The organism is Shinella sp. 838 (genome assembly GCF_029623935.1).
In the GTDB taxonomy this organism is placed as follows: domain Bacteria; phylum Pseudomonadota; class Alphaproteobacteria; order Rhizobiales; family Rhizobiaceae; genus Shinella.
Genome location: NZ_JARSBQ010000010.1, coordinates 109,662 through 128,445, shown reverse-complemented (window position 1 = coordinate 128,445; position 18,784 = coordinate 109,662). Strand labels below are relative to the sequence as shown.

The 18,784-nt window shown below is 63.7% G+C and carries 17 protein-coding genes; 7 read left to right on the top strand and 10 right to left on the bottom strand.

The window, feature by feature from the left end; translation table 11 throughout:
• Positions 1-54: 54 nt before the first annotated feature.
• The 8 genes from P9A16_RS24975 to P9A16_RS24940 form a co-directional block, all read right to left on the bottom strand.
• Positions 55-600 (bottom strand): RNA polymerase sigma factor, encoded by a 546-nt coding sequence (locus P9A16_RS24975; protein ID WP_023514743.1) that lies wholly within the window; start codon positions 598-600, stop codon positions 55-57.
• 284 nt (positions 601-884) lie between these two features.
• Positions 885-1,682, bottom strand: a complete 798-nt coding sequence (locus tag P9A16_RS24970; protein ID WP_023514742.1) for an ABC transporter ATP-binding protein — start codon at positions 1,680-1,682, stop codon at positions 885-887.
• Positions 1,669-2,655: a FecCD family ABC transporter permease gene (locus P9A16_RS24965; protein ID WP_024270628.1), complete on the bottom strand. Its 987-nt coding sequence runs from the start codon at positions 2,653-2,655 to the stop codon at positions 1,669-1,671. Before P9A16_RS24965 ends, P9A16_RS24970 begins: the two co-directional genes overlap by 14 nt.
• Positions 2,652-3,620 (bottom strand): FecCD family ABC transporter permease, encoded by a 969-nt coding sequence (locus P9A16_RS24960; protein WP_439604929.1) that lies wholly within the window; start codon positions 3,618-3,620, stop codon positions 2,652-2,654. Before P9A16_RS24960 ends, P9A16_RS24965 begins: the two co-directional genes overlap by 4 nt.
• A gap of 73 nt (positions 3,621-3,693) precedes the next feature.
• A complete protein-coding gene (locus P9A16_RS24955) occupies positions 3,694-4,629 on the bottom strand; it encodes an iron-siderophore ABC transporter substrate-binding protein (RefSeq protein WP_023512013.1) in 936 nt (311 codons plus the stop codon).
• A 54-nt stretch (positions 4,630-4,683) separates the two neighbouring features.
• Positions 4,684-7,095: a TonB-dependent receptor domain-containing protein gene (locus P9A16_RS24950; protein WP_023512012.1), complete on the bottom strand. Its 2,412-nt coding sequence runs from the start codon at positions 7,093-7,095 to the stop codon at positions 4,684-4,686.
• Positions 7,096-7,284: 189 nt separating this feature from the next.
• Positions 7,285-8,010, bottom strand: coding sequence for a pentapeptide repeat-containing protein (locus P9A16_RS24945; RefSeq protein ID WP_081870616.1), 726 nt, complete (start codon positions 8,008-8,010; stop codon positions 7,285-7,287).
• A gap of 174 nt (positions 8,011-8,184) precedes the next feature.
• Positions 8,185-9,183 carry a helix-turn-helix transcriptional regulator gene (locus P9A16_RS24940; RefSeq protein ID WP_023512010.1) on the bottom strand — a complete coding sequence of 333 codons (999 nt, stop codon included), beginning with the start codon at positions 9,181-9,183 and terminating at the stop codon, positions 8,185-8,187.
• Positions 9,184-9,290: 107 nt separating this feature from the next.
• Here P9A16_RS24940 and P9A16_RS24935 point away from each other — a divergent pair, with 107 nt between their 5' ends.
• The 3 genes from P9A16_RS24935 to P9A16_RS24925 are packed head-to-tail and all read left to right on the top strand — an operon-like array spanning position 9,291 to position 13,706.
• Entirely contained in the window at positions 9,291-10,547 is a 1,257-nt protein-coding gene (locus tag P9A16_RS24935; protein WP_023512009.1) for an MFS transporter, read from the top strand.
• Positions 10,544-12,541, top strand: coding sequence for a TonB-dependent receptor (locus tag P9A16_RS24930; RefSeq protein WP_023512008.1), 1,998 nt, complete (start codon positions 10,544-10,546; stop codon positions 12,539-12,541). The genes P9A16_RS24935 and P9A16_RS24930 overlap by 4 nt, the downstream gene beginning before the upstream one ends.
• Positions 12,542-12,551: 10 nt before the next feature.
• The gene (locus P9A16_RS24925) at positions 12,552-13,706 is read left to right on the top strand and encodes an FAD-dependent monooxygenase (RefSeq protein WP_278026007.1); all 1,155 of its coding nucleotides are present in this window, start codon (positions 12,552-12,554) and stop codon (positions 13,704-13,706) included.
• Positions 13,707-13,870: 164 nt separating this feature from the next.
• Here P9A16_RS24925 and P9A16_RS24920 read toward each other — a convergent pair whose 3' ends face one another.
• Positions 13,871-14,179 carry a ribbon-helix-helix domain-containing protein gene (locus P9A16_RS24920; RefSeq protein ID WP_023512006.1) on the bottom strand — a complete coding sequence of 103 codons (309 nt, stop codon included), beginning with the start codon at positions 14,177-14,179 and terminating at the stop codon, positions 13,871-13,873.
• 212 nt (positions 14,180-14,391) lie between these two features.
• On the opposite strand from P9A16_RS24920, the gene P9A16_RS24915 reads away from it, so the two are divergent.
• The 4 genes from P9A16_RS24915 to P9A16_RS24900 all read left to right on the top strand — a co-directional run bounded on the left by P9A16_RS24915 (position 14,392) and on the right by P9A16_RS24900 (position 17,527).
• The gene (locus P9A16_RS24915; RefSeq protein ID WP_023512005.1) at positions 14,392-14,787 is read left to right on the top strand and encodes a VOC family protein; all 396 of its coding nucleotides are present in this window, start codon (positions 14,392-14,394) and stop codon (positions 14,785-14,787) included.
• A gap of 56 nt (positions 14,788-14,843) precedes the next feature.
• Complete coding sequence (locus tag P9A16_RS24910; RefSeq protein ID WP_023512004.1) at positions 14,844-15,374, top strand: hypothetical protein; 531 nt, start codon at positions 14,844-14,846, stop codon at positions 15,372-15,374.
• Between the two features lie 80 nt (positions 15,375-15,454).
• Complete coding sequence (locus P9A16_RS24905; RefSeq protein ID WP_023512003.1) at positions 15,455-17,026, top strand: GMC family oxidoreductase; 1,572 nt, start codon at positions 15,455-15,457, stop codon at positions 17,024-17,026.
• Positions 17,027-17,146: 120 nt separating this feature from the next.
• A complete protein-coding gene (locus tag P9A16_RS24900) occupies positions 17,147-17,527 on the top strand; it encodes a c-type cytochrome (protein ID WP_023512002.1) in 381 nt (126 codons plus the stop codon).
• Positions 17,528-17,646: 119 nt separating this feature from the next.
• Here P9A16_RS24900 and P9A16_RS24895 read toward each other — a convergent pair whose 3' ends face one another.
• Positions 17,647-18,720: a branched-chain amino acid ABC transporter substrate-binding protein gene (locus P9A16_RS24895; RefSeq protein ID WP_443021695.1), complete on the bottom strand. Its 1,074-nt coding sequence runs from the start codon at positions 18,718-18,720 to the stop codon at positions 17,647-17,649.
• Positions 18,721-18,784: the final 64 nt, after the last annotated feature.

The following is an 18,784-nucleotide window of genomic DNA, read 5'->3' as shown; positions in this document are numbered from 1 at the left end:
CCCGGAGCGTTTCGTCCTGCCAAGTAGACGATTGGCGTCGCCTTTTCGGGACTCTTAGTCGATCGAAAGAAGACGGTCGAGGCAATGGGCGAAGGCCCGGCGCAGGTGGCGGTCGACCATGTTGCGGGAAATCCTGAGCCTGACCGCGATCTGGTCCGGCGAGAGATGGTGCAGCCGATGGAGGATGAACACGACGCGGCGCCGTTCCGGCAGTTCGGCGATGGCTGCCCGGAGAATGGCGACGCGCGCCTCGATCTCGAGCGCCATGTCCGGCGCCGGGCCCAGGCTGGCGACCGAAAGGGCCTCCCGCTCGGTTCCGGAGAACAGCCGCGCCTCCATGTTTTCCCGCCGCAGCCGGTCGATGCCCAGATTGATGGCGGAACGGCAGAGGAAAGCCTTGAGCGAGCGTTTGTTTCGCAGGACATCGGGCTGGGCCGCGAGCTTGACGTAAAGGTCATGCACCACGTCCCGGGCGGTGGAGAGCGGGTGCCCCTTGTGCCGCACGGCTGTGGTTATGTCGGCGTAGTGGGCCTCCATCGCGCGGTTCAGCAGGTCGTTGCTGTCAAGGATATCCCAGGCTGGGGAGGAGGAGCTCGGCATCAGCACTCTGTTCCTGATCCAAAGAGGACGAAGCAGCGCCCGGAGCATCTGAACATGCCCGCAGCGATGGAGAAATGGCTATCTGCTCTGCAAAATCCCTGCAAGTGCAATAGCTTAGAATGTTTCAAAGCTGGAAAATACACGGCGGTTAAATCAAGACAAAAAAACTCATCTTTATGTCTGATTTCGTTGCGAGAATCCTCGTGGCGGCGGCGAACCCGCAAGCTGGTCACTGCTTCGAAAAGCCGGGAAGCGTGGCAATCCCGCAACATTGCCATCGCCCGTCAGAGTGGTACGCAGAGAGGGGTTCCCGCAACGGGGTCGCGGATGATCACGGACCGCACGCCGAACACATCGGCAATCGCTTCCTCCGACAGCACGTCGTCGGGCCGGCCGGCGGCGCTGATCCTGCCGCCCTTCAACAGGACGATATGCTCGGCATAACGGGCGGCCTGATTGAGATCGTGCAGCACCGCAACGACGGTCTTGCCGTGATCGCGCACGAGGACCGTGATCAGGTTCATCAGCTCGATCTGGTGGGCGAGGTCGAGATAGGTCGTCGGTTCGTCGAGCAGGAGCACCTCACCCCGCTGCGCCAATGTCATGGCAATCCAGGCACGCTGCCGCTGGCCGCCGGAAAGCCTGTCGAGCGGTGTGCCGGCGAGGATCGTCGTGCCAGTCAGCATCAAGGCCTCCTCGCAGGCCGCCTCATCCTCGTCCGACCAGCGCCCAAAGAACGCACGGTGCGGATAGCGCCCTTGGCGGACCAGATCACGCACCGTCAGCCCCTCCGGCGCCACCGGCCCCTGCAGGAGCACGCCGATGCGTTTCGCCATCTCCTTTGTCGGCAATTTGTCGATGTTTCGGCCATCCAGCAGGATTGTTCCGCGGGATGGCGCCATGAGGCCGGCAAAGGTGCGCAGGATGGTGGATTTCCCACTGCCGTTCGGCCCGACAAGCGCCGTGAAGCGGCGTTCGGGCACGAGCAGGCCAAGGTCCTCGACGATCGACTGCATGCCATAGGCGATGGAGACGTGATGTCCGGCAAGCTTGGCCGGGACGGCTTGTTCATCCCCGGACATGACGGCGCCCCCATAGGAGATAGGCGAAGAATGGAGCCCCGATGAGGCCGGTCACAATCCCGGCGGGAAGCTGGGCGGGGGCGATGACCAGCCGGCCGAGAAGGTCCGACGCGACAACGAGGATCGCCCCGCTCAGGGCGGCAATCGGAAGGATCCGCGCATGGGACGGCCCTGCCAGCCGGCTTGCGATATGCGGCGCGACGAGGCCGACGAAGCCGATCAGCCCCGCGGCGGCAACAGCCGCGCCGGACAGGAGCGTGCACAGCACGATCATGAGGCCTCGAACCAGATCCACCCGCTGGCCGAGGCTGCGGGCTGAATTGTCGCCGAAGCGGATGAGATCGAGCTCGCCGGCTGACATCCAGGCCAGCGCCAGCGGCACGAGCAGCCAGAAGAACAGGAGGCGCACCTTCACCATGTCGGCCTCGTAGACGCTTCCTGCGAGCCAGATCATCGCGCGCTGCACATCGCCAATCTCGCCGAAGGCCGACAGGAAGGTGGTGGCGGCGCTTGCAAGCGAACCAAGGCCGATGCCGATCAGGATGATGCGCAGCGACGAGGTGCCCCGCTGCCACGACAGGAGATAGACGGCGGCGGCCATGATGGCCGCGCCAAGGAAGCCGGCCAGCGGCAGCAGGGCTACCGGCGGCTCCTGCATGAGGACGATGACACCCATCACCGCAGCGGCGGCGCCGCTGTTGATGCCAAGCGCGCCGGGTTCTGCGAGCGGATTGCGCATGATCGCGAGCGCGATCGTGCCGGCCGTCGCCAGCGCCGCGCCGACGAGAAGGGCAAGCAGGATGCGCGGCAGGCGCAGATCGAAGACGATCATCCCGTTCTGCGGGGTCGCATCCGCCGACCCTGCTATCGTTTCCATGAGCTCGCGCCATGACAGGGATATGTCCCCGAAGGCCAGGCTGGCGGCGACCAGCCCGGCAAGGAGAACCGCAAGAAGTGTGGCGAGGCGCATCATGTCGCCTCTCCCGCCCGCCTTCGCGCCAGCCACAGGAAAAATGGCGCGCCGATCAGCGCCACCGTCACCCCGACGGGAAAGCTTTGGCTGGCGAAGATCACTCGCCCGGCCGTATCCGCGGCGACCACGAGCAATGCGCCGCCGAGCGCGCTGAAGGGCAGGATCCAGCGATAGTCGATACCGATCGTCAGCCGCGCGATATGCGGAACCACGAGCCCCACGAAGCCGATGGGGCCGGCGAGCGAGACGGCACTGCCGGCAAGCAGGATGACCACGGCAACGGCTATCGCTCTCCAGACAATGGGGTTCTGACCCAGTGCGCGGGCCGCATCGACGCCGAGGCCCATGGTCACCAGGTGCCGTCCGAGGAGAAGCGCCGCGGCAAGGCCGAAGAGGATATAGGGAGCCACCGCGGTGTTCTGCGCCATGGTCCGGCCGGACAGGGAACCGGCGGTCCAGAGACGAACGGCGTCCAGTGTGCTCTGGTCGAAGATGAGAACGGCGCTGGTCAGGGCCGTCAGGAAGGTGGCGACAACGGCGCCGGCGAGAACGAGGCCGACGGGCGAATGCCCGGTCGGACCGAAGGTGCCGATCGCAAAGACCAGCAGCGCCGCGCTGCCGGCGCCGACAAAGGCGAACCACATGTAGGCGCCGCCGGTGCCTGCCCCGAAAAGGGTCATGACGAGGACGACGGCGAAGGCGGCGCCGGCATTGATACCGAGCAGTCCGGGCGAGGCGAGCGGATTGTTCGTCACCGCCTGCATGATCGCGCCCGAAACCGCCAGTGCGCTGCCCGCCAGCAGGCCGGCCAGAACCCGCGGCAGACGGATCGTCGCCACCAGCAGATGTTCACGCGACCCGTCAAAAGCGACGATGGCGTTCCACACGGACGACGGTGAGATATGCGTGGTGCCAAGCGTCACCGCCCACATCGATGTCGTGAGGAGCAGGCCGCTGAGAAGGATGAGGACAAGGAGCCTGCTTCCATCGCGCTTGGCCGGCCGGCCGGCTGCGCAATCGCGGTGGGCTTGTCCGGGCTCATCGGTCTGCAAGAACGTAGCGCTCGATATCGTCAAGGATGCGATTGGCAGAGGCAATCCCGTGGAAGCTCTGCCAGGCCACCCGGTCTACCCGATGGGCGCGGCCGTTCTGCACGGCGGGCAGGAGCTGCCAGAGCGGGTTTTCCGTTACCGCTTTCTCCAGCGCGTCGTCGGGGCCGCTTTCGAAGCCGCTGGCGGAGACATAGAGGAGGATGTCGCCGTCGAGATTGGCAAGTTCCTCCCAGTCCGGCCGCTTGACGATCGTGCCGTCCGTCACCGTCTCATAGGCCGTGCGCTTGACGCCAGCCTCGCGCAGCACCGCGAAGGGCGCGTAGGCGAAGGGACCGTCAAGGAAGACGACGAAGCGGTCCGGTGCGAGACGGAGGGTGGAAACGGTCAGGTCCTTGTCCTTCATGCGTGCCCGGATGGTGGCGGCGCGTTTTTCGTAGGCGGCCAGCGCCTCGCCGGCCACGCCCTCGCGGCCGGTGATGTCGGCGACGCGCTGGCGATAGGCCTTCCAGTCCGTATGATGGAGCAACACCGTGGGCGCGATCTTCGATATCGTCTCATAGATGGAAGCATGGGCTTCCGCGCTGCCGATGACGAGGTCGGGCTTCAGGGCGGCGACCCGCTCGAGGCTCGGCTCCCTCGGATTGCCGAGATCGACCACGTTCGACTGCTTGATGAACGCGAGTATCCCGATGTCCTGAATGCCCATATAGGGCGTGGCGACGACGGGTGCCTCGAGTTCGATGAGCAGGCCGAGCGTCAGGAGCGGGTCGAGCGTGACGATCCTTCTGGGCTCGGCCGGTATGCAGAGCGGCGGATTGTAGACGCCTTCCGTTATCTCCCTCCCCTGGCAGGTGGCATTGGCCAGCGAGAACGAGACGGCGAGGAAGAGGACGGCAAGGCAGGAGCGCAAGGCGGATACCATTTCGGATGGATACGGAAGACGGAGATTGCGGGGCTTTTGCCCCGCAATCGGAGATCAGAACTTGGTGCGGATGTTGAGGCCGAAGGACCGCCGCGCGCCGGCCTGGCCAAAGGGCAAGGCGGCGTCCGGGTCGACGATGGTGAAATACTTCTCGTCGGTCAGGTTTTCCGCGAAGGCCGTGACCTCCCAATTGTCCTTCTTGAAACCGGCCTGGGCATTCACGAGGAAACGGGAGTCGATCTTGTAAATGCCTTTCGTGCCGAACCGGGAATTGTAGTCCGTCGTGTATTTGGCATCGGCGCCGACATAGACGCCATTCTCGAACTCGTAGCGCCCACCGAAGCCGTAGGTCCATTCCGGCGCCTCGGGGAAGGATTTTCCGGACTGGTCGCCCAGGCCGCCGTGGTCGAACTCCAGGAACTTGGTGTTCAGGTAGCCGATCGACGCGAAGGCCGAGAACTGGTCGGTCACCTGGAAGGTCGGCTCGATTTCGAAGCCCCATGCGCGCGAGGATGCGGCGTTCTCCGTGATACGGTAGCCCGGAATGTCCGAAGGCGGCCGGATCTCGACCTGCTGGTCCTCATACTTCGTGTAGAAGAGATTGGCATTGAGCACGAGCCTGTCATCCAGCAGGGTGCCCTTGTAGGACAGCTCGTAGCTCTGCGAATATTCCGGATCATACGACACGAGGGGGAAGGCCGGGTCGCTGCGGTTGACGTAGGAGCCCCCCGAACGGAAGCCCTGCGTATAGGTGATGCCGACCCGCTGGTTTTCGCCGAATTCCTTGGAGAGCCCCAGCTTGGGTACGAAGTTCACCTCGTCGAAGGACGCCGGACCGCCGGAGAAGGCCGGATCCATTCCGTGCAGGACGGCAGAATTCAACTCGGTGTTCTTTTCCTTGAGATAGTCGAGGCGCCCCCCGGCGGTCACGAACCAGGTCGGCGCGAATTCATAGGTCGCCTCGCCGAAGACGGCGAGGTTCGTGGTCCTGCGGTTCTGCTTGTCGTCGAGCTGGTAGACCGTGCCCGGCATCAGATCGGGATAGGGCTCCGCGATGAAACGCGAGGCACCCTCGAAGATCTGGTGGCTGCCGAAAACGCCGGCAACCCACTTCCAGCGATCGCCGTCGTAGTTCAGCCGCAGCTCCTGGGTGAAGATCGAATCGTCGTCCGTGCCCCAGATCCCGGTTGCGATGCCGGGCGTGCCTGCATCGATGGAGCTTCGTGTGTTGATGCCGTACTGGAAACCGGTCTGCGAGGTGAAACGCAGCGTATCGGAGAAGTCGTGTGTAATCTCGAGGCCGACATTGTGGACCTCGGTCCAGCGGAATTCGGTATAGGTGTCGGGATTGTTGTTGAAATCACCACGCCCATCGTAGAGTCCGACCAGCCGGTCGTTCGGGCGGTCCTTGGAATAGGCGTAGGTCAGAAGGGCGCGGGTGTCCGGCATTTCCGAAGGGGTGATGAGCATCTTTGCGCGAATGGTCCCGCTGATATCGGTCGTAAGATCGTCAAAACCCGCATAGTTCTTGAAGTTCGAATAGGACACGTCCGTGTGGGAGCGCTCGAACGCCCCGGAAATGCGCAATGCGATCTGGTCCTCGACAAGCGGCGTGTTGACGACAAAGGCCGAGCCCGCGAGGTCGTTGCTGCCGACAGTTCCCGAGAGTTCGACTTCCTTGTCGAAGGTCGGGTCCTTCGACTTGATGTAGACCGCGCCCGACATGGCGGCCCGGCCGGAAAGCGTCGATTGCGGGCCGCGATAGACCTCGACCTGCTCGACGTCCCAAAGGTTTCTTGCGCCGAAACGGGAATTGTAGCGGGTCTGGAGAATGCCATCGATATAGAGCGAACCGACCGGCGCTCCGCCAGGAACGAAACCTTCGGAGCTCATGCCGCGGATGACGAAACCGGAATTGACCGTCGCGCTGTCCAAAACGTTGGCGAGGCGGCGATAGGCATCCTGCGTGTGGCGGATCTGGCCTTTTTCGATCGCTTCCGCATTCACGATGCCGACGCTCGCGGTCGTGTCGTTCAGCGTGGTTGCCTCGCGCGCGCCATAGAGCGTGATCGTCTCGAGAAGGGTGGCCCCCTCTTCCGCAGGGCCTGCGGCCGCGGGGTCGAGGCTCAGCGTTACCTGGCTGCTGCCGGCAAAGCGCGCATCCACGCCGGTGCCGGTCAATACGGCGTTCAGCGCCTGTTCGGGCGTCAGGTTACCGCGCACGCCTTTGGTCGATTTGCCCTGTGCCAGCGATGCGTCATAGAGGATCTGGAGGCCTGTCTGGGCGGCGAGGCTGTTCAGGGCCGGCGTCAACGGGCCGGCCGGCACTGAAATCGACCGCTCGGCCGCCTGCGCTTGCGCGGGTGCCTGTGCGATCGCCGGCGCTACCGGGCTGAACACCAGAGCGGCCGTACCGGCCAGCAAGGCGGCCCGCAGCCCCACCCTGGTGGAAACGTTCTTCTTCATCAAAACCCCCAATCGTGCGGCGTTCAAGGCGCCGCAGTCCGTCCAGACAGCGGATGAAACCCCGCTCATTGGGTCTGACGATCAAGCTTTCCGATTTGGGACTCCGCGTGGCCGATTTTCGTGAAAAACACCATCGCGCCTTTCGGTTGGTCTGGCGGCGTCACAATGGGCAGGCGGAGAAGACGGGTCTCAGTCCTTCGGGCACGGCCAGCTTGCCGGCGTCGCGAGACCCGTCGGAAGCCTGGTCTCACCGTTGCCGCAGGCGATATCGATCTGTGACTGGTCGAGGCCGGTCGCACGGGAAAGATCGAGCCCCTCGATCCGCGTCAGCAGCATGAAGGCCTTGTCCAGACCGATCGTGCCCTCGATGCGCGCCTTGCTCAAGTCGGCGCGAGACAGGTTTGCATAGGTAAAACTTGCGCCCGAAAGGATTGCCTCGTCGAAGGACGCGCGGCTGAGATCGGCCTTTTCGAAACTCGCATAGCTGAGATCCGCCCCATCGAATGCGGCGCGTTGCAGTTCCGCGGATGCAAACGACGTTCCCTTCGCGATGACCTTCTGAAAGCTGGAGCGATAGGCTTCCACCCGTGCGAAACTCGCCTTGTCCAGCCGTGCGCCGGTGAACCAGGTCCGGATCAGGGTCGCCTTTTCCAGAACGGCCGCCGTCAGGTTCGTATCGCGCATGTCGGTGTAGCTGAGATCGGCATCCCGGAAGTTCGCCCCGGCGAAATCGTTGCCACCCAGCATCAGGTTCTTCTTGCTGCAGGCGCTCCAGTCCACTTCCGGCTCGGGATCCGCCCGGCAATCCGCAGCATCGGCATAGCGGAAGGGAAGACTTGCGGCCATCACCAGACATGCCGCGAAGAAGCCAAGAAGCATACCCTTCTGCAGTCCACTCACTGATGTAACTCCCATTGCAATGGCCGTGTCCAATCGGGCCGTTCCCTAAATATGGCAATCGGGAGCCGGATGTCATCAGCTAACCGCACGGATGGATGCAAGATCGGAGCGTGTTCGCTGCCGAGTTCGCCGAACTCTGGCGCCCCGCTGCTCGCGTCGTTCCGGCGAACCCTGCCGCAAGGAACGCCGTCAGGTCTCCTCTTCGCCACGGCGCGCGGCGAGCGCACGGGACGGCTGCATGCCGAAACGGCGCAGGAAGAGTTGGGAAAAGTGGCTCGGATTGCTGTAGCCGACGGCGATCGCTGCCTGTGTCACGTTCATCTCTCCCCGTTCGATCAGCCGGCGCGCTTCCAGAAGCCGCTGCTCCTTGAGGAACGCGTAGACGGCGAAGCCATAGAGGCTTTTGAAGCCGGATTTCAGCCGCTTCTGCGTCAGTCCGACCTCGCGGGCGAGCTCTTCGAGCGTCCAGGGGCGGGCGAGTTCGGCAATCAGCAGGTCACGGGCGCGCTGCAGCGGGCGACGGTCGCGCGGCGGGATCGTCTGGGCCGGTTGCGTGCGGCGCATCGCAGCGATCGAGGCATTGATGATGTCGAGGGCGCGGGCCTCGAAGGCGAGATCGTCCCCTTCCACCATGGCGCTGTCGAAGAGCGCCCGCGCCACGGCGAGCAGGTCCGGCGGCACCGGCAGCACGCCGACCCAGGTGCCATTGCCCGATGCCATGTGCAAAGCGTGGTGTTCGTCGAGATTGGCAAGGAGGTCGCCGGCGCCGAGCCGCTGCCAGAGGCTGATATCGACCCGGATGTCCATGCCTTTGAAGCGCGTGCCCACGGGCACGTCGTAGAGGCCGACGGATCCGTACGGCGCGGCCATGATGTAGATGCGCCCCGGCCGATAGGGAATGGATGACAGCCGCTGCTCGGCGTCGCTTCCCAAAAGCCACCCCTGCCCCGAGGCCTCGAAGAGAAAATCGATCGCAACGCAGGGCTCCGTGGCGAAACGGCCGACGAAATCGGCCCCGATCACCATGTCGAAGACGGAAATGGTGAGGCCCGGGCGCACGCCGAGGATCTTGTAGGCACCCTCTGTCGAGGTGTCGGAAAAGGTCGGATCGGCCGGGCTCGGGCCAAGCACGACCACGTCGTCCTGATCGGACTGCGCCAGAACGCGCTGTTCCACACGGAGATTCATCTACCCCACCAAATAATGGACCGGATCGCAATAACATTGAACCTGATTACAATAGTCAAGTTTTGCGCATCGGCCTAGTGAGGGCGTGAAATACATTGCGAGGGGTGATGTCGACTGCTGTTGTGAATTTCGCCGGACGCTCGGCGAGCTGGGCCGTGCTCGGCCTCCTGGCCGGTCTCTATGCCGCCCAGTCGGTAACCGGATCGATGGTGCAGACTGCGCTGCCCGTGGTGCTGCGGGATGCCGGCATGCCGCTCGACCAGATCGGCTATCTGGCAGTGCTGTTTCTGCCCTGGGCGCTGAAGTTCCTGTGGGCGCCGCTGGTCGACCGCTTCCTCAGCGAACGCATCTGGATCCTTTCCTGCCAGCTCGGCATCATCCTGTGCTTCCTTGTGGCGATGGTGCTGCCGCCGCAGACCCATATGGGGGCTCTTGCCGCCGTGCTGCTCGTCATGGGTGTCTTCGCCTCGACGCAGGATGTCGCGACCGATTCCCTTGCCGTCCGGGCCTCGGATGCGGCAACGCGCGGACTTGCCAGCGGCGCCTCGACGGCCGGCGCCTATCTCGGCTTCCTCATTGGCGGCGGCCTCTGGCTCATCGTATACCAGCATGCCGGTTGGGCGGTTTCCATGGCCGCCATGGCTGGTTTCGTCCTGCTGCTGACCATTCCCGTCTTGCTGTCTGGCGGCCTTGCCGCCCCCAGAAACAAGACGGCTTCGGCGGTGCGCACGGTGGGCCTCAGGAAGACGATCGCGAACCGCGCCCTGATGCAGGGGCTCGTCTTCCTCGCGGTCTACCAGATTGGTCTTCGCATGGGGCAGGCACTCACCGGGCCCTATCTCGTCGACAAGGGCATTGCGCTCGACACGATCGGGATCCTGCGCGGCGCGGGCGGTGCGGTTGCCGGGTTCATCGCCTCCTCGCTCGGCGCCCTCCTCGTGCAGGCGGCCGGTATTCCCCGCGCGATCGGGATCGCCGCCGTGCTGAATGTCCTCCTGCTTTTGGCGCTCGGTGTTGCCGAGTTTACCGGCCTGGCCACGCCGGTGCTTGCTCTCGGTATTCTGCTCATGCAGGTTGGCGCGGTCGCGTTCTCCTTTGTTGCGCTCTATGCGGCCATGATGAACTGGTGCAATCCGGAGCAGACGGCGACCGACTTCGCCGCGCTGCAGAGCGTCGATGCGATCCTCGCCATTGCCGCGTCCTCCGTTGCCGGCCTGCTCGCCAGCGCCTTCGGCTACGGCTGGCTGTTTGCCGCCTCGGCGGTCTTCATCCTCGCCGCCCTTCTCCTCGCTCCCCGTACGCTCGGCGCCTCCATCCGGACGGCGCGGGGCCCTGCACTTCCAGAAAAGGTATCGGAACCATGATGCGTCACAGCCTGTCCGGCGTCTCCCTTCTCGCTCTCGCCGTCAGTCTCTCGCCGACCAGCGTACTGGCTGAAGACACCGCCACGGCATCGACGCTCGAGCCGATCATCATTACCGCCACCAAGCGCAGCGAGGACTACTTCCTGCTGCCGTCCACGGCCGATATCGCGAATGCGGACGCACTGCTTTCGCGCGGTATCGACACCGTCGCCGATCTCGATCGCATCTTCCCGGACGTCAACATCCGCTCGCGGTCCAGCCGTGCCTATGCCAATTTCACCATTCGCGGCCAGGCCTCGCTCGATTTCTACAATCCGAGCACGCAGGTCTATGTCGACGGCCTGCCGCAGGACAGTTTCAACCTTACCCGCGCCCTACCGGGCGGCGTTGAAAATGTCGAGCTGCTCTATGGTCCGCAGGGCTCGCTCTATGGCCGCGGCGCGATCGGTGGCGTCATCAACATCGTCACCCGCAAGCCGGACAACGAGGCACGGTTCGGCTTCGACGCCAACCTGACGAATGAAGGCGCTGGCGGCACCTTCCATGCCAGCACGCCGCTGATCAAGGATGTGCTCTATGGCGACGTGAATCTCTCGCTGCTGGACGCCAAGGACATGTACACGACCACCACCGGCGCGGATGTCGGCGGCACGAGGGATGTCAACGGGCAGGTCCGCCTGCGGTATGCTCCGACAGACAGCCCTTGGGACGTGACCATCAGCGGTGGTCGTGGCCAGGTCTCCTCGACCGAAGAATACTTCGTCCTGGAATCGATGCTGGAGGACCGCATCGCCTTCGATGCACCGTCGGAATACGATCTCGACACTTGGAATTTCGGCATCAATGCCGCCTACGATCTCGGCTTTGCCACCGTCACGGCGCTGACCGGTTACCAGAAGAGCGATCTCGACCGCACGGTCTTCGGCACCTACACGCCGGAAAAGCAATGGACGCTGAGCCAGGAACTGCGTATCGCTTCCAACCCAGACCAGGGCAGCCCCGTCGACTATGTGGCCGGCCTTTACTACCAGCATCTCGACTTCACGCGGGCCGTGCCGGTCGCCAGCCAGACATCGCGGCAAAAGATCGATTCCTACGCGCTCTTCGGCGATGTGACCTGGCATGCCACCGACCGCCTCGATGTCTCTCCCGGCCTTCGCCTCGACTACGAGAGGGCAAGTGCGGAGGCGGTGGGCGGTGTGAATTTCAGCGACGACAATGCGTTCACCGCCCTTTCACCGAAACTCGGCGTGAGCTACGGCCTGACCGACGAATGGCGCGTCTACGGCCTTCTCAGCACGGGCTTCAAGGCCGGCGGTTTCACCCGCAACGTGACGTCCGCCAACAACGCTTTCACCTATGATCCGCAGCACACCTACAACGGCGAGGTGGGGCTGAAATACCGCGACGAGGCCGGTCTGATGGAGGTGCAGCTTTCCGCCTACTACAACGTCACCAAGGACTACCAGATGTTCGTTGACGTTCAGCCATGGCAATACCTGCAGAATGTCGGCGAGGTGACGGCGAAGGGCATCGACCTCAAGGTCCGTGCGAAGCCGACGGAAGAACTCGGCATCACGGCGGGCCTTGCCTACAACCACACACGCTTTACGGACTACGACAATCCAGTAGCGCCGGGCACCGATTTTACCGGCAATACCGTGCCCTATGCCCCGGAGTTCACGGCCAACCTGCTGTTCGACTATCGCTTCGAACTGGAGAGCGGTCGCGGTGTGCTGGTTCCCTATGCCGGCCTCACCTATGTCAGCGAGCACTACTTCGACGAGACGAACACGATCGGCCAGAAGGGCTATGCCCTGGTGGATCTCGGCGTGAAATGGGAGCTGGACGACAAGGTCACCGCCGAGGCCTTCGTCACCAACGTCTTTGACAAGACCTACACGACCTACGGTTTCCAGTATCCCGGTCTCGGCAATCTCTACCAGCTCGGACAGGGCCGCACGATCGGCGGCCGCATCAACATGACGTTCTGAGGAGCCCGGCATGCGCATCCTCATCGTCGGCGGTGGGCCTGCGGGCTTGACCCTCGCCGCCTGCCTGCTGCGGCACGGCATCGAACCGGTCGTCGTGGAAAAGGCCGCACACGGCCGTACCGGCGGCTATTCCATCGGCCTGCACATCAACGGTTGGCAGGTCGCCGAACGGCTCGGTCTCGTCGAGGCCTTTCGCGCGAAGGCCATGCCGCTCGGCCCCGCGCACCATCTCGACCGCCGCGGCCGGAAGCTCTTTTCCTACGACTACCGCACTCTGGCGAAGGCGGCAGAGGGGAGGCTCCTCGCCATCATGCGAAGCGATTTCCACGAGATCCTGACCAAAGCCGTGGTGGGTAGGTGTCCGATCCGCTACGAGACGACTGTCACTGCGCTGGAGGATGACGGGAGCGGCGTCGATGCCATCTTCTCCGACGGCAGCCGAGAGCGCTTTGATCTCGTCGTCGGCGCGGATGGTTATCGCAGCACGGTTCGTGCCCTCGCCTTCGGTCCCCATGAGGATTTTCTCCGACCGCTCGGCTACCGTGCCAGCGCCTGGCGCGTTCCGCTCGAAGAGCCGCTCGGGGCCAGTTTTGTCGGCATGATCGATGTCGATCATCAAGGCGGCCTCTATGCCGCCGGCGACGGCACCGCCGCCACGCTGTTCTGCTGGCGCGACGAACGGACCGACCGGCTGGATCCCGAAGCGCGGCGCACGGTGCTGCAGAAGGCGTTCGGCCATTGGCCGGAACCGGTGGCCTCCGCGCTGAGATCTGCTATCGACTGGGATCAGGCCTTTTTCGACACGGTCGCCCAGATCGAGATGCCGACGTGGTCGAAGGGGCGGATCGTCCTGCTCGGGGACGCCGCCTGGTGCCTGACCTTCCTTGCCGGCCAGGGCACTTCCACTGCCATGGCCGGTGCCTACATCCTTGCTGCCGAGCTCGCCCGCAAGACCCATACGGAGGCCCTGGAAAGCTACGAGGCCCGCATGCGGCCGCTTGTGACGCGAATGCAGTCCGTTTCGCGCAAGATCGGCGGGCACTATATCCCGCAGAGCACCCTGGGCATGCGCCTGCAATCCTGGATCCTGCCGATCATGCTCTCGCGGCCCTTCATCCGGTTCACCTCCAGCCGCTTGGCGGCGCCACCTCTCGCGCTCGACTGATCAGGCAGAGACGCAGCAGGCTTATCGATACCTTCGCCGGCATCGAGATGAACCTGCGGCCGGCAGGTCCTTTCGGGGAGGTCTTCGACCGCATCTTCGGGCAGGCGACGAAGGGGAGGCTGCAGCCACCCCTTCTTCACTGTCCTGGAACTTGTCCCGGGGTGCTACTCCGCCGCGACGATATGGAACTGGGGTGCGCCGTCGCATTTTCCGGCGCCGCCCATGATGTAGATGAGACAGCTCGTCCTCAGCAGCGAGGCGAAATTCGACACCGAACCGTTGATCTCAAGCGCCTCGTCGTAGAGCGTCGAAAGGAAGCGGGATGTCGACAGACCCTGGCCTGCGGCCATCTCGTCGATCAGGTCCCAGAAGGCTGCCTCGATCTGGATGCTGGTCGAATGTCCGCCGATCCGCACCGAGCGGTTGACGGGCCGGTAGCGTTGCGGGTCCTGACCCGCAAAGACCTCACACATGGTATATCCTCCAGTCTTGTTTTTATGGCCGCGATTATGCGGTGACCCCGGGCTTTGGTCAAATCATCCGGGTGACGCCGGCTTGGCGAAAAATCCTTCGAAAGAAACTCCAGAAATGAAAATCCTCATGCGGTAATGGGCTGCTACCCACCGCGGTGAATCCCGGCGCAAAATCTCCTCACGATACGAACTGCAAAGAGGAGAAGAACAGCGTGGCGAAGTCGATCCATTCCATGATCCGGGTTCTGGATGAAGGCCGGTCCGTGGACTTCTACAACAAGGCCTTCGGGCTCGACGTGGCCGACCGGCTCGACTTCGAGACCTTCACGCTCGTCTACATGAGCAATGCCGAAAGCGACTTCGAACTCGAGCTGACGATCAACAAGGGGCGCTCCGAGGCCTACAATCTCGGCGACGGCTATGGCCATTTTGCGGTCTCCGTTTCCGATCTCGACGGCGAGCACGCCCGCATCTCCGCCCTCGGCTTCACGACAGGCAAGATCGTCGAGTTCAACCGTGACGGCGGCCTGCTCGCCCGCTTTTTCTTCGTCACCGATCCTGACGGCTACAAGATCGAGGTTTTGCAACGGCACGGCCGCTTCAAATGAACGGGCGGGCGGCCGGAGGAGGGTCGCCCGTTCCAATGCAACGGGAGGAATGCGACATGACCACCATCTACGAGCAGCGCCCTGGGCTCTCCCGGCGCGAGCTTTTAAAGCGCGGCACGATCGGCGCCGCGCTGATCATCACCGGTAATGCGGTGATCAGTCCTGACAAGGCCTGGGGCCTGGAGACGGCGGCGCTGAAGCCGGACACCATGGCGACCCTCATCAAGCTCGCCCGCGACATCTACCCGCACGATTCGATAGCCGACCGGTTCTACGCCATCGCGGTGAAAGGCCATGACACCAAGGCCGGCACGGACGCCAAGCACAAGGAACTGATCGAGGCTGGCATCGCCGATCTCGACAAGCGTGCCGGCGCAGGCGGCTACCGCGCACTCGGCTGGGAGGACGACCGCGTCGATATCCTCAAGCAGATCGAAACGACGCCCTTCTTCCAAGCGGTGCGCGGCGATCTCGTGGTCTCACTCTACAACCAGAAGGAGCTCTGGCCGCATTTCGGCTACGAGGGCGAATCCTATTCCAAGGGCGGCTACATCGCCCGCGGCTTCGACGATATCGAATGGCTTTGACGGCGATCTGACGGCCGGCGCCGGAGGAGGCGCGGCTGCAAGGCGCATGGCGCCGATCGCCCATGTTTCGGGAGGAAACCATGGCAGCTCCTTATGATCTCAACGACGACAGCGTGGTCGTCATCATTGGTTCGGGTGCCGGCGGTGGTACGCTGGGCAACGAACTCGCGCAGAAAGGCATCGACGTCGTCGTGCTCGAGGCCGGCGCGCGTATCGAACACGAGGACTTCATCAACGACGAATGGGACAGCTTTGCCCAGCTCGCCTGGCTGGACCACCGCACGACGGGCGGTGGCTGGCGTGTCTCGAAAGACTTTCCCAACCTGCCGGCCTGGATCGTCAAGGCCGTCGGCGGCACCACGACGCACTGGGCCGGCGCCTCGCTGCGCTTCCAGGAGCACGAGTTCAAGACTCTGACGCACTACGGCAAGGTCGAGGGCGCCAACCTGCTCGACTGGCCGCTGACACTGGCCGAGCTGGAGCCTTACTACGCCAAGGCCGAAGACAAGATGGGCGTGACGCGCACCAACGGCATCGAAGGCCTGCCGGGCAACAACAACTTCAAGATCCTGAAAGCCGGTGCCGACAAGCTCGGCTACAAGGAATGTCACACCGGCAACATGGCGATCAACTCGGCCGATCGCGACGACCGCATGAGCTGTCAGCAGACCGGCTTCTGCTTCCAGGGCTGCAAATGGGGCGCCAAATGGTCGACGCTCTATACCGAGATCCCGAAGGGGGAAGCGACCGGCAAGCTTGAAGTGCGGCCGAATTCCCATGTCGTCAAGATCGAGCATGACGACAGCGGCAAGGTGACGGCTGTCGTCTATGCCGACAAGGATGGCAAGCTGCAGAGCCAGAAGGCCCGCATCGTCTGCGTCGCCGGCAATTCCATCGAAAGCCCGCGCCTTCTGCTCAATTCTGCATCGAGCAAATATCCTGATGGCCTCGCCAACTCCTCCGGCCAGGTCGGCAAGAACTACATGCGGCATACGACCGGCTCGGTCTATGCCGTGTTCGAAAAGCCGGTGCATTTCTACCGCGGCACCACCATGGCCGGCATCATCCGCGACGAGGCCAAACACGATCCCTCGCGCGGCTTCGTCGGCGGCTATGAACTGGAGACGCTGGCGCTCGGCGTGCCGTTCATGGCGGCGTTCCTCGATCCCGGCGGCTGGGGCCGTTCCTTTGCCTCGGCCATGGACAGCTATGCCAACATGGCGGGCCTGTGGATCGTCGGCGAGGACATGCCGCAGGAACAGAACGCCGTGAAGCTGCATGGCGAATTGAAGGACAAGTACGGCATGCCGATCCCGGATGTCTGGTTCACTGACCATGCGAACGATGTCGCCATGCGTAACCACGCCTACAAACAGGGCGAAGCGCTCTACGCTGCGGTCGGCGCGACGCGCAGCTTCCCGACGCCGCCCTATCCCTCGACGCACAATCTCGGCACCAACCGCATGAGCGAGAAAGCTGAGGACGGCGTCGTCAACAAGTGGGGCCAGACGCACGACATCAAGAACCTCTTCGTCTCCGACGGCAGCCAGTTCACCACGGGAGCGGCGGAGAACCCGACCCTGACGATCGTCACGCTCGCCATCCGCCAGGCGGACTACATCGCCAAGGAAATGGGCGCCGGCTCGATCTGAGCAAAACCGCGATCCTCCCCGGTCGCCTGCGGGCGGCCGGTGATCGCGTGCGGCTCCTGAGGCCGCGCCACCTTGGGCCGGCTTCCGCCGGCCGCTTTTTGCCGTCACCGTGGATCGAGCATGAAAAACGTCATCCTTCTAACCGCCCTGCTGCTCCCCATTGCTGCCAATGCCGCCGAAGGCTCGGCAGAGGCTGGCGCTGCGGTCTTCAAGAAATGCACCGCCTGCCACAGCGCCGAACAGCCGGTGAACAAGGTCGGTCCCCATCTGGTCGGTATCATCGACCGTCCGGCGGCTTCCCTTGGCGACTATGGGAGGTATTCCGAGGCAATGAAGGCGGAAGGCGAGAAGGGGCTCAGATGGGACGAGGCGGCGCTGTCCGCCTATCTGGCCGGACCGAAGAAAATGATCCCGAAAACACGCATGGCGTTTTCCGGACTGAAGCCCGGTGACGCCGATGACGTCATCGCCTATCTTCGCTCCCTTGGACCGGCCCGGTAAAGGGATGTGCCGGTTCCCGGGGCCATGCATTCGGCAAGCAGGCCCGGCGCGTGACCGGGCCTGTTCGTTGCGGAGGTCGCTTTCCTGAAGGATGGCGGCGCCATCCGACGGTGGTGCCCTTACTGTGCGATCGGCGCGTAGTTGCCGTTGCTCCAGCGGTTGATGTCGTAGCTGGCGTTCTTCAGATCGCCCTTCTCGTCGAAGGTGACCGTTCCGACGACGGTGTCGATCGGCTGGCCGTTCTTCAGGGCTTCGGCGACCTTGGTCGGATCGTCCGTGCCGGCACGTTCGATACCCTGGGCAAATGCCTGGATCACGGCGTAGGAGAAGAGGGTGAAACCTTCCGGCTTGAAGCCGCCGGCCTGGATCTTCTCGACGGCTTCCTTCGCTTCGGGTTTGGCCTGCGGATCGGACGGGAAGACAAACATCGTGCCTTCGCCGGCCGGGCCTGCGACCTGCCAGAATTCCGGTGAGGCAATCGAGTCCGGCATGATCAGCTGGAACTTGTAGCCCTGCTCGGCGGCCTGGCGCAGGATGAGGCCCGCTTCCGGATGATAGCCGCCGAAATAGACGACATCGACCTTGGCGTCCTTCAGCTTGGTCACCAGCGCATTGTAGTCCTTCTCACCGGCATTGATGCCTTCGGCGAGAACCTCCTTGAGGCCGTTTTCATTCATCGTGGCGCGCACGGCATCTGCAACGCCCTGGCCATAGGCCGTCTTGTCGTGCAGCACTGCGACGTTCTTGCCGGCATATTGCTTTGCGATCCACGGGCCGATGAAAGCGCCCTGCGCGTCGTCACGGGTGTAGAGGCGCATGATGTTGGTCCAGCCCTTGGCGGCCGCATCGTCCGTCATGACCGGGTTCGAGGAGGCCGGGCTCATCATCAGCGTACCGTTCTCGGCGTAGACGGCCGATGCCGGAATGCTGGAACCGGAGCAGGCGTGGCCATCGACGAACTGGATGCCGCTGGCGGCGATGCGGTTTGCGACCGAAACGGCCTGCTTCGGATCGCACTGGTCGTCCTCGAACTGCAGCTTGATCTGGCGGCCCATCACGCCGCCCTTGGCGTTAATGGCGTCGGCGGCGGCCTGCGCACCCTGCTTGAACTGGTCACCGATCGTGGCGAGCGGCCCGGTCAGCGGGCCGGCGACGGCGAATGTCAGGTCTTCCGCCCGCGCGGCGGTGCTCATGAGCAGGCCGAGGGCCGTGCCGATAATCAGAAGGCTCTTCAATGTCTCAACTCCCTTTTTCGCC

Coding starts and splice junctions, on each gene's coding strand:
- P9A16_RS24925 (WP_278026007.1), top strand. CDS start 12,552: ATGCGCATCCTCATCGTCGGCGGTGGGCCTGCGGGCTTGACCCTCGCC.
- P9A16_RS24970 (WP_023514742.1), bottom strand. CDS start 1,682: ATGTCCGGGGATGAACAAGCCGTCCCGGCCAAGCTTGCCGGACATCAC.
- P9A16_RS24930 (WP_023512008.1), top strand. CDS start 10,544: ATGATGCGTCACAGCCTGTCCGGCGTCTCCCTTCTCGCTCTCGCCGTC.
- P9A16_RS24920 (WP_023512006.1), bottom strand. CDS start 14,179: ATGTGTGAGGTCTTTGCGGGTCAGGACCCGCAACGCTACCGGCCCGTC.
- P9A16_RS24950 (WP_023512012.1), bottom strand. CDS start 7,095: ATGAAGAAGAACGTTTCCACCAGGGTGGGGCTGCGGGCCGCCTTGCTG.
- P9A16_RS24895 (WP_443021695.1), bottom strand. CDS start 18,720: ATGAGCACCGCCGCGCGGGCGGAAGACCTGACATTCGCCGTCGCCGGC.
- P9A16_RS24945 (WP_081870616.1), bottom strand. CDS start 8,010: ATGGGAGTTACATCAGTGAGTGGACTGCAGAAGGGTATGCTTCTTGGC.
- P9A16_RS24975 (WP_023514743.1), bottom strand. CDS start 600: ATGCCGAGCTCCTCCTCCCCAGCCTGGGATATCCTTGACAGCAACGAC.
- P9A16_RS24905 (WP_023512003.1), top strand. CDS start 15,455: ATGGCAGCTCCTTATGATCTCAACGACGACAGCGTGGTCGTCATCATT.
- P9A16_RS24910 (WP_023512004.1), top strand. CDS start 14,844: ATGACCACCATCTACGAGCAGCGCCCTGGGCTCTCCCGGCGCGAGCTT.
- P9A16_RS24965 (WP_024270628.1), bottom strand. CDS start 2,655: ATGATGCGCCTCGCCACACTTCTTGCGGTTCTCCTTGCCGGGCTGGTC.
- P9A16_RS24955 (WP_023512013.1), bottom strand. CDS start 4,629: ATGGTATCCGCCTTGCGCTCCTGCCTTGCCGTCCTCTTCCTCGCCGTC.
- P9A16_RS24935 (WP_023512009.1), top strand. CDS start 9,291: ATGTCGACTGCTGTTGTGAATTTCGCCGGACGCTCGGCGAGCTGGGCC.
- P9A16_RS24940 (WP_023512010.1), bottom strand. CDS start 9,183: ATGAATCTCCGTGTGGAACAGCGCGTTCTGGCGCAGTCCGATCAGGAC.
- P9A16_RS24900 (WP_023512002.1), top strand. CDS start 17,147: ATGAAAAACGTCATCCTTCTAACCGCCCTGCTGCTCCCCATTGCTGCC.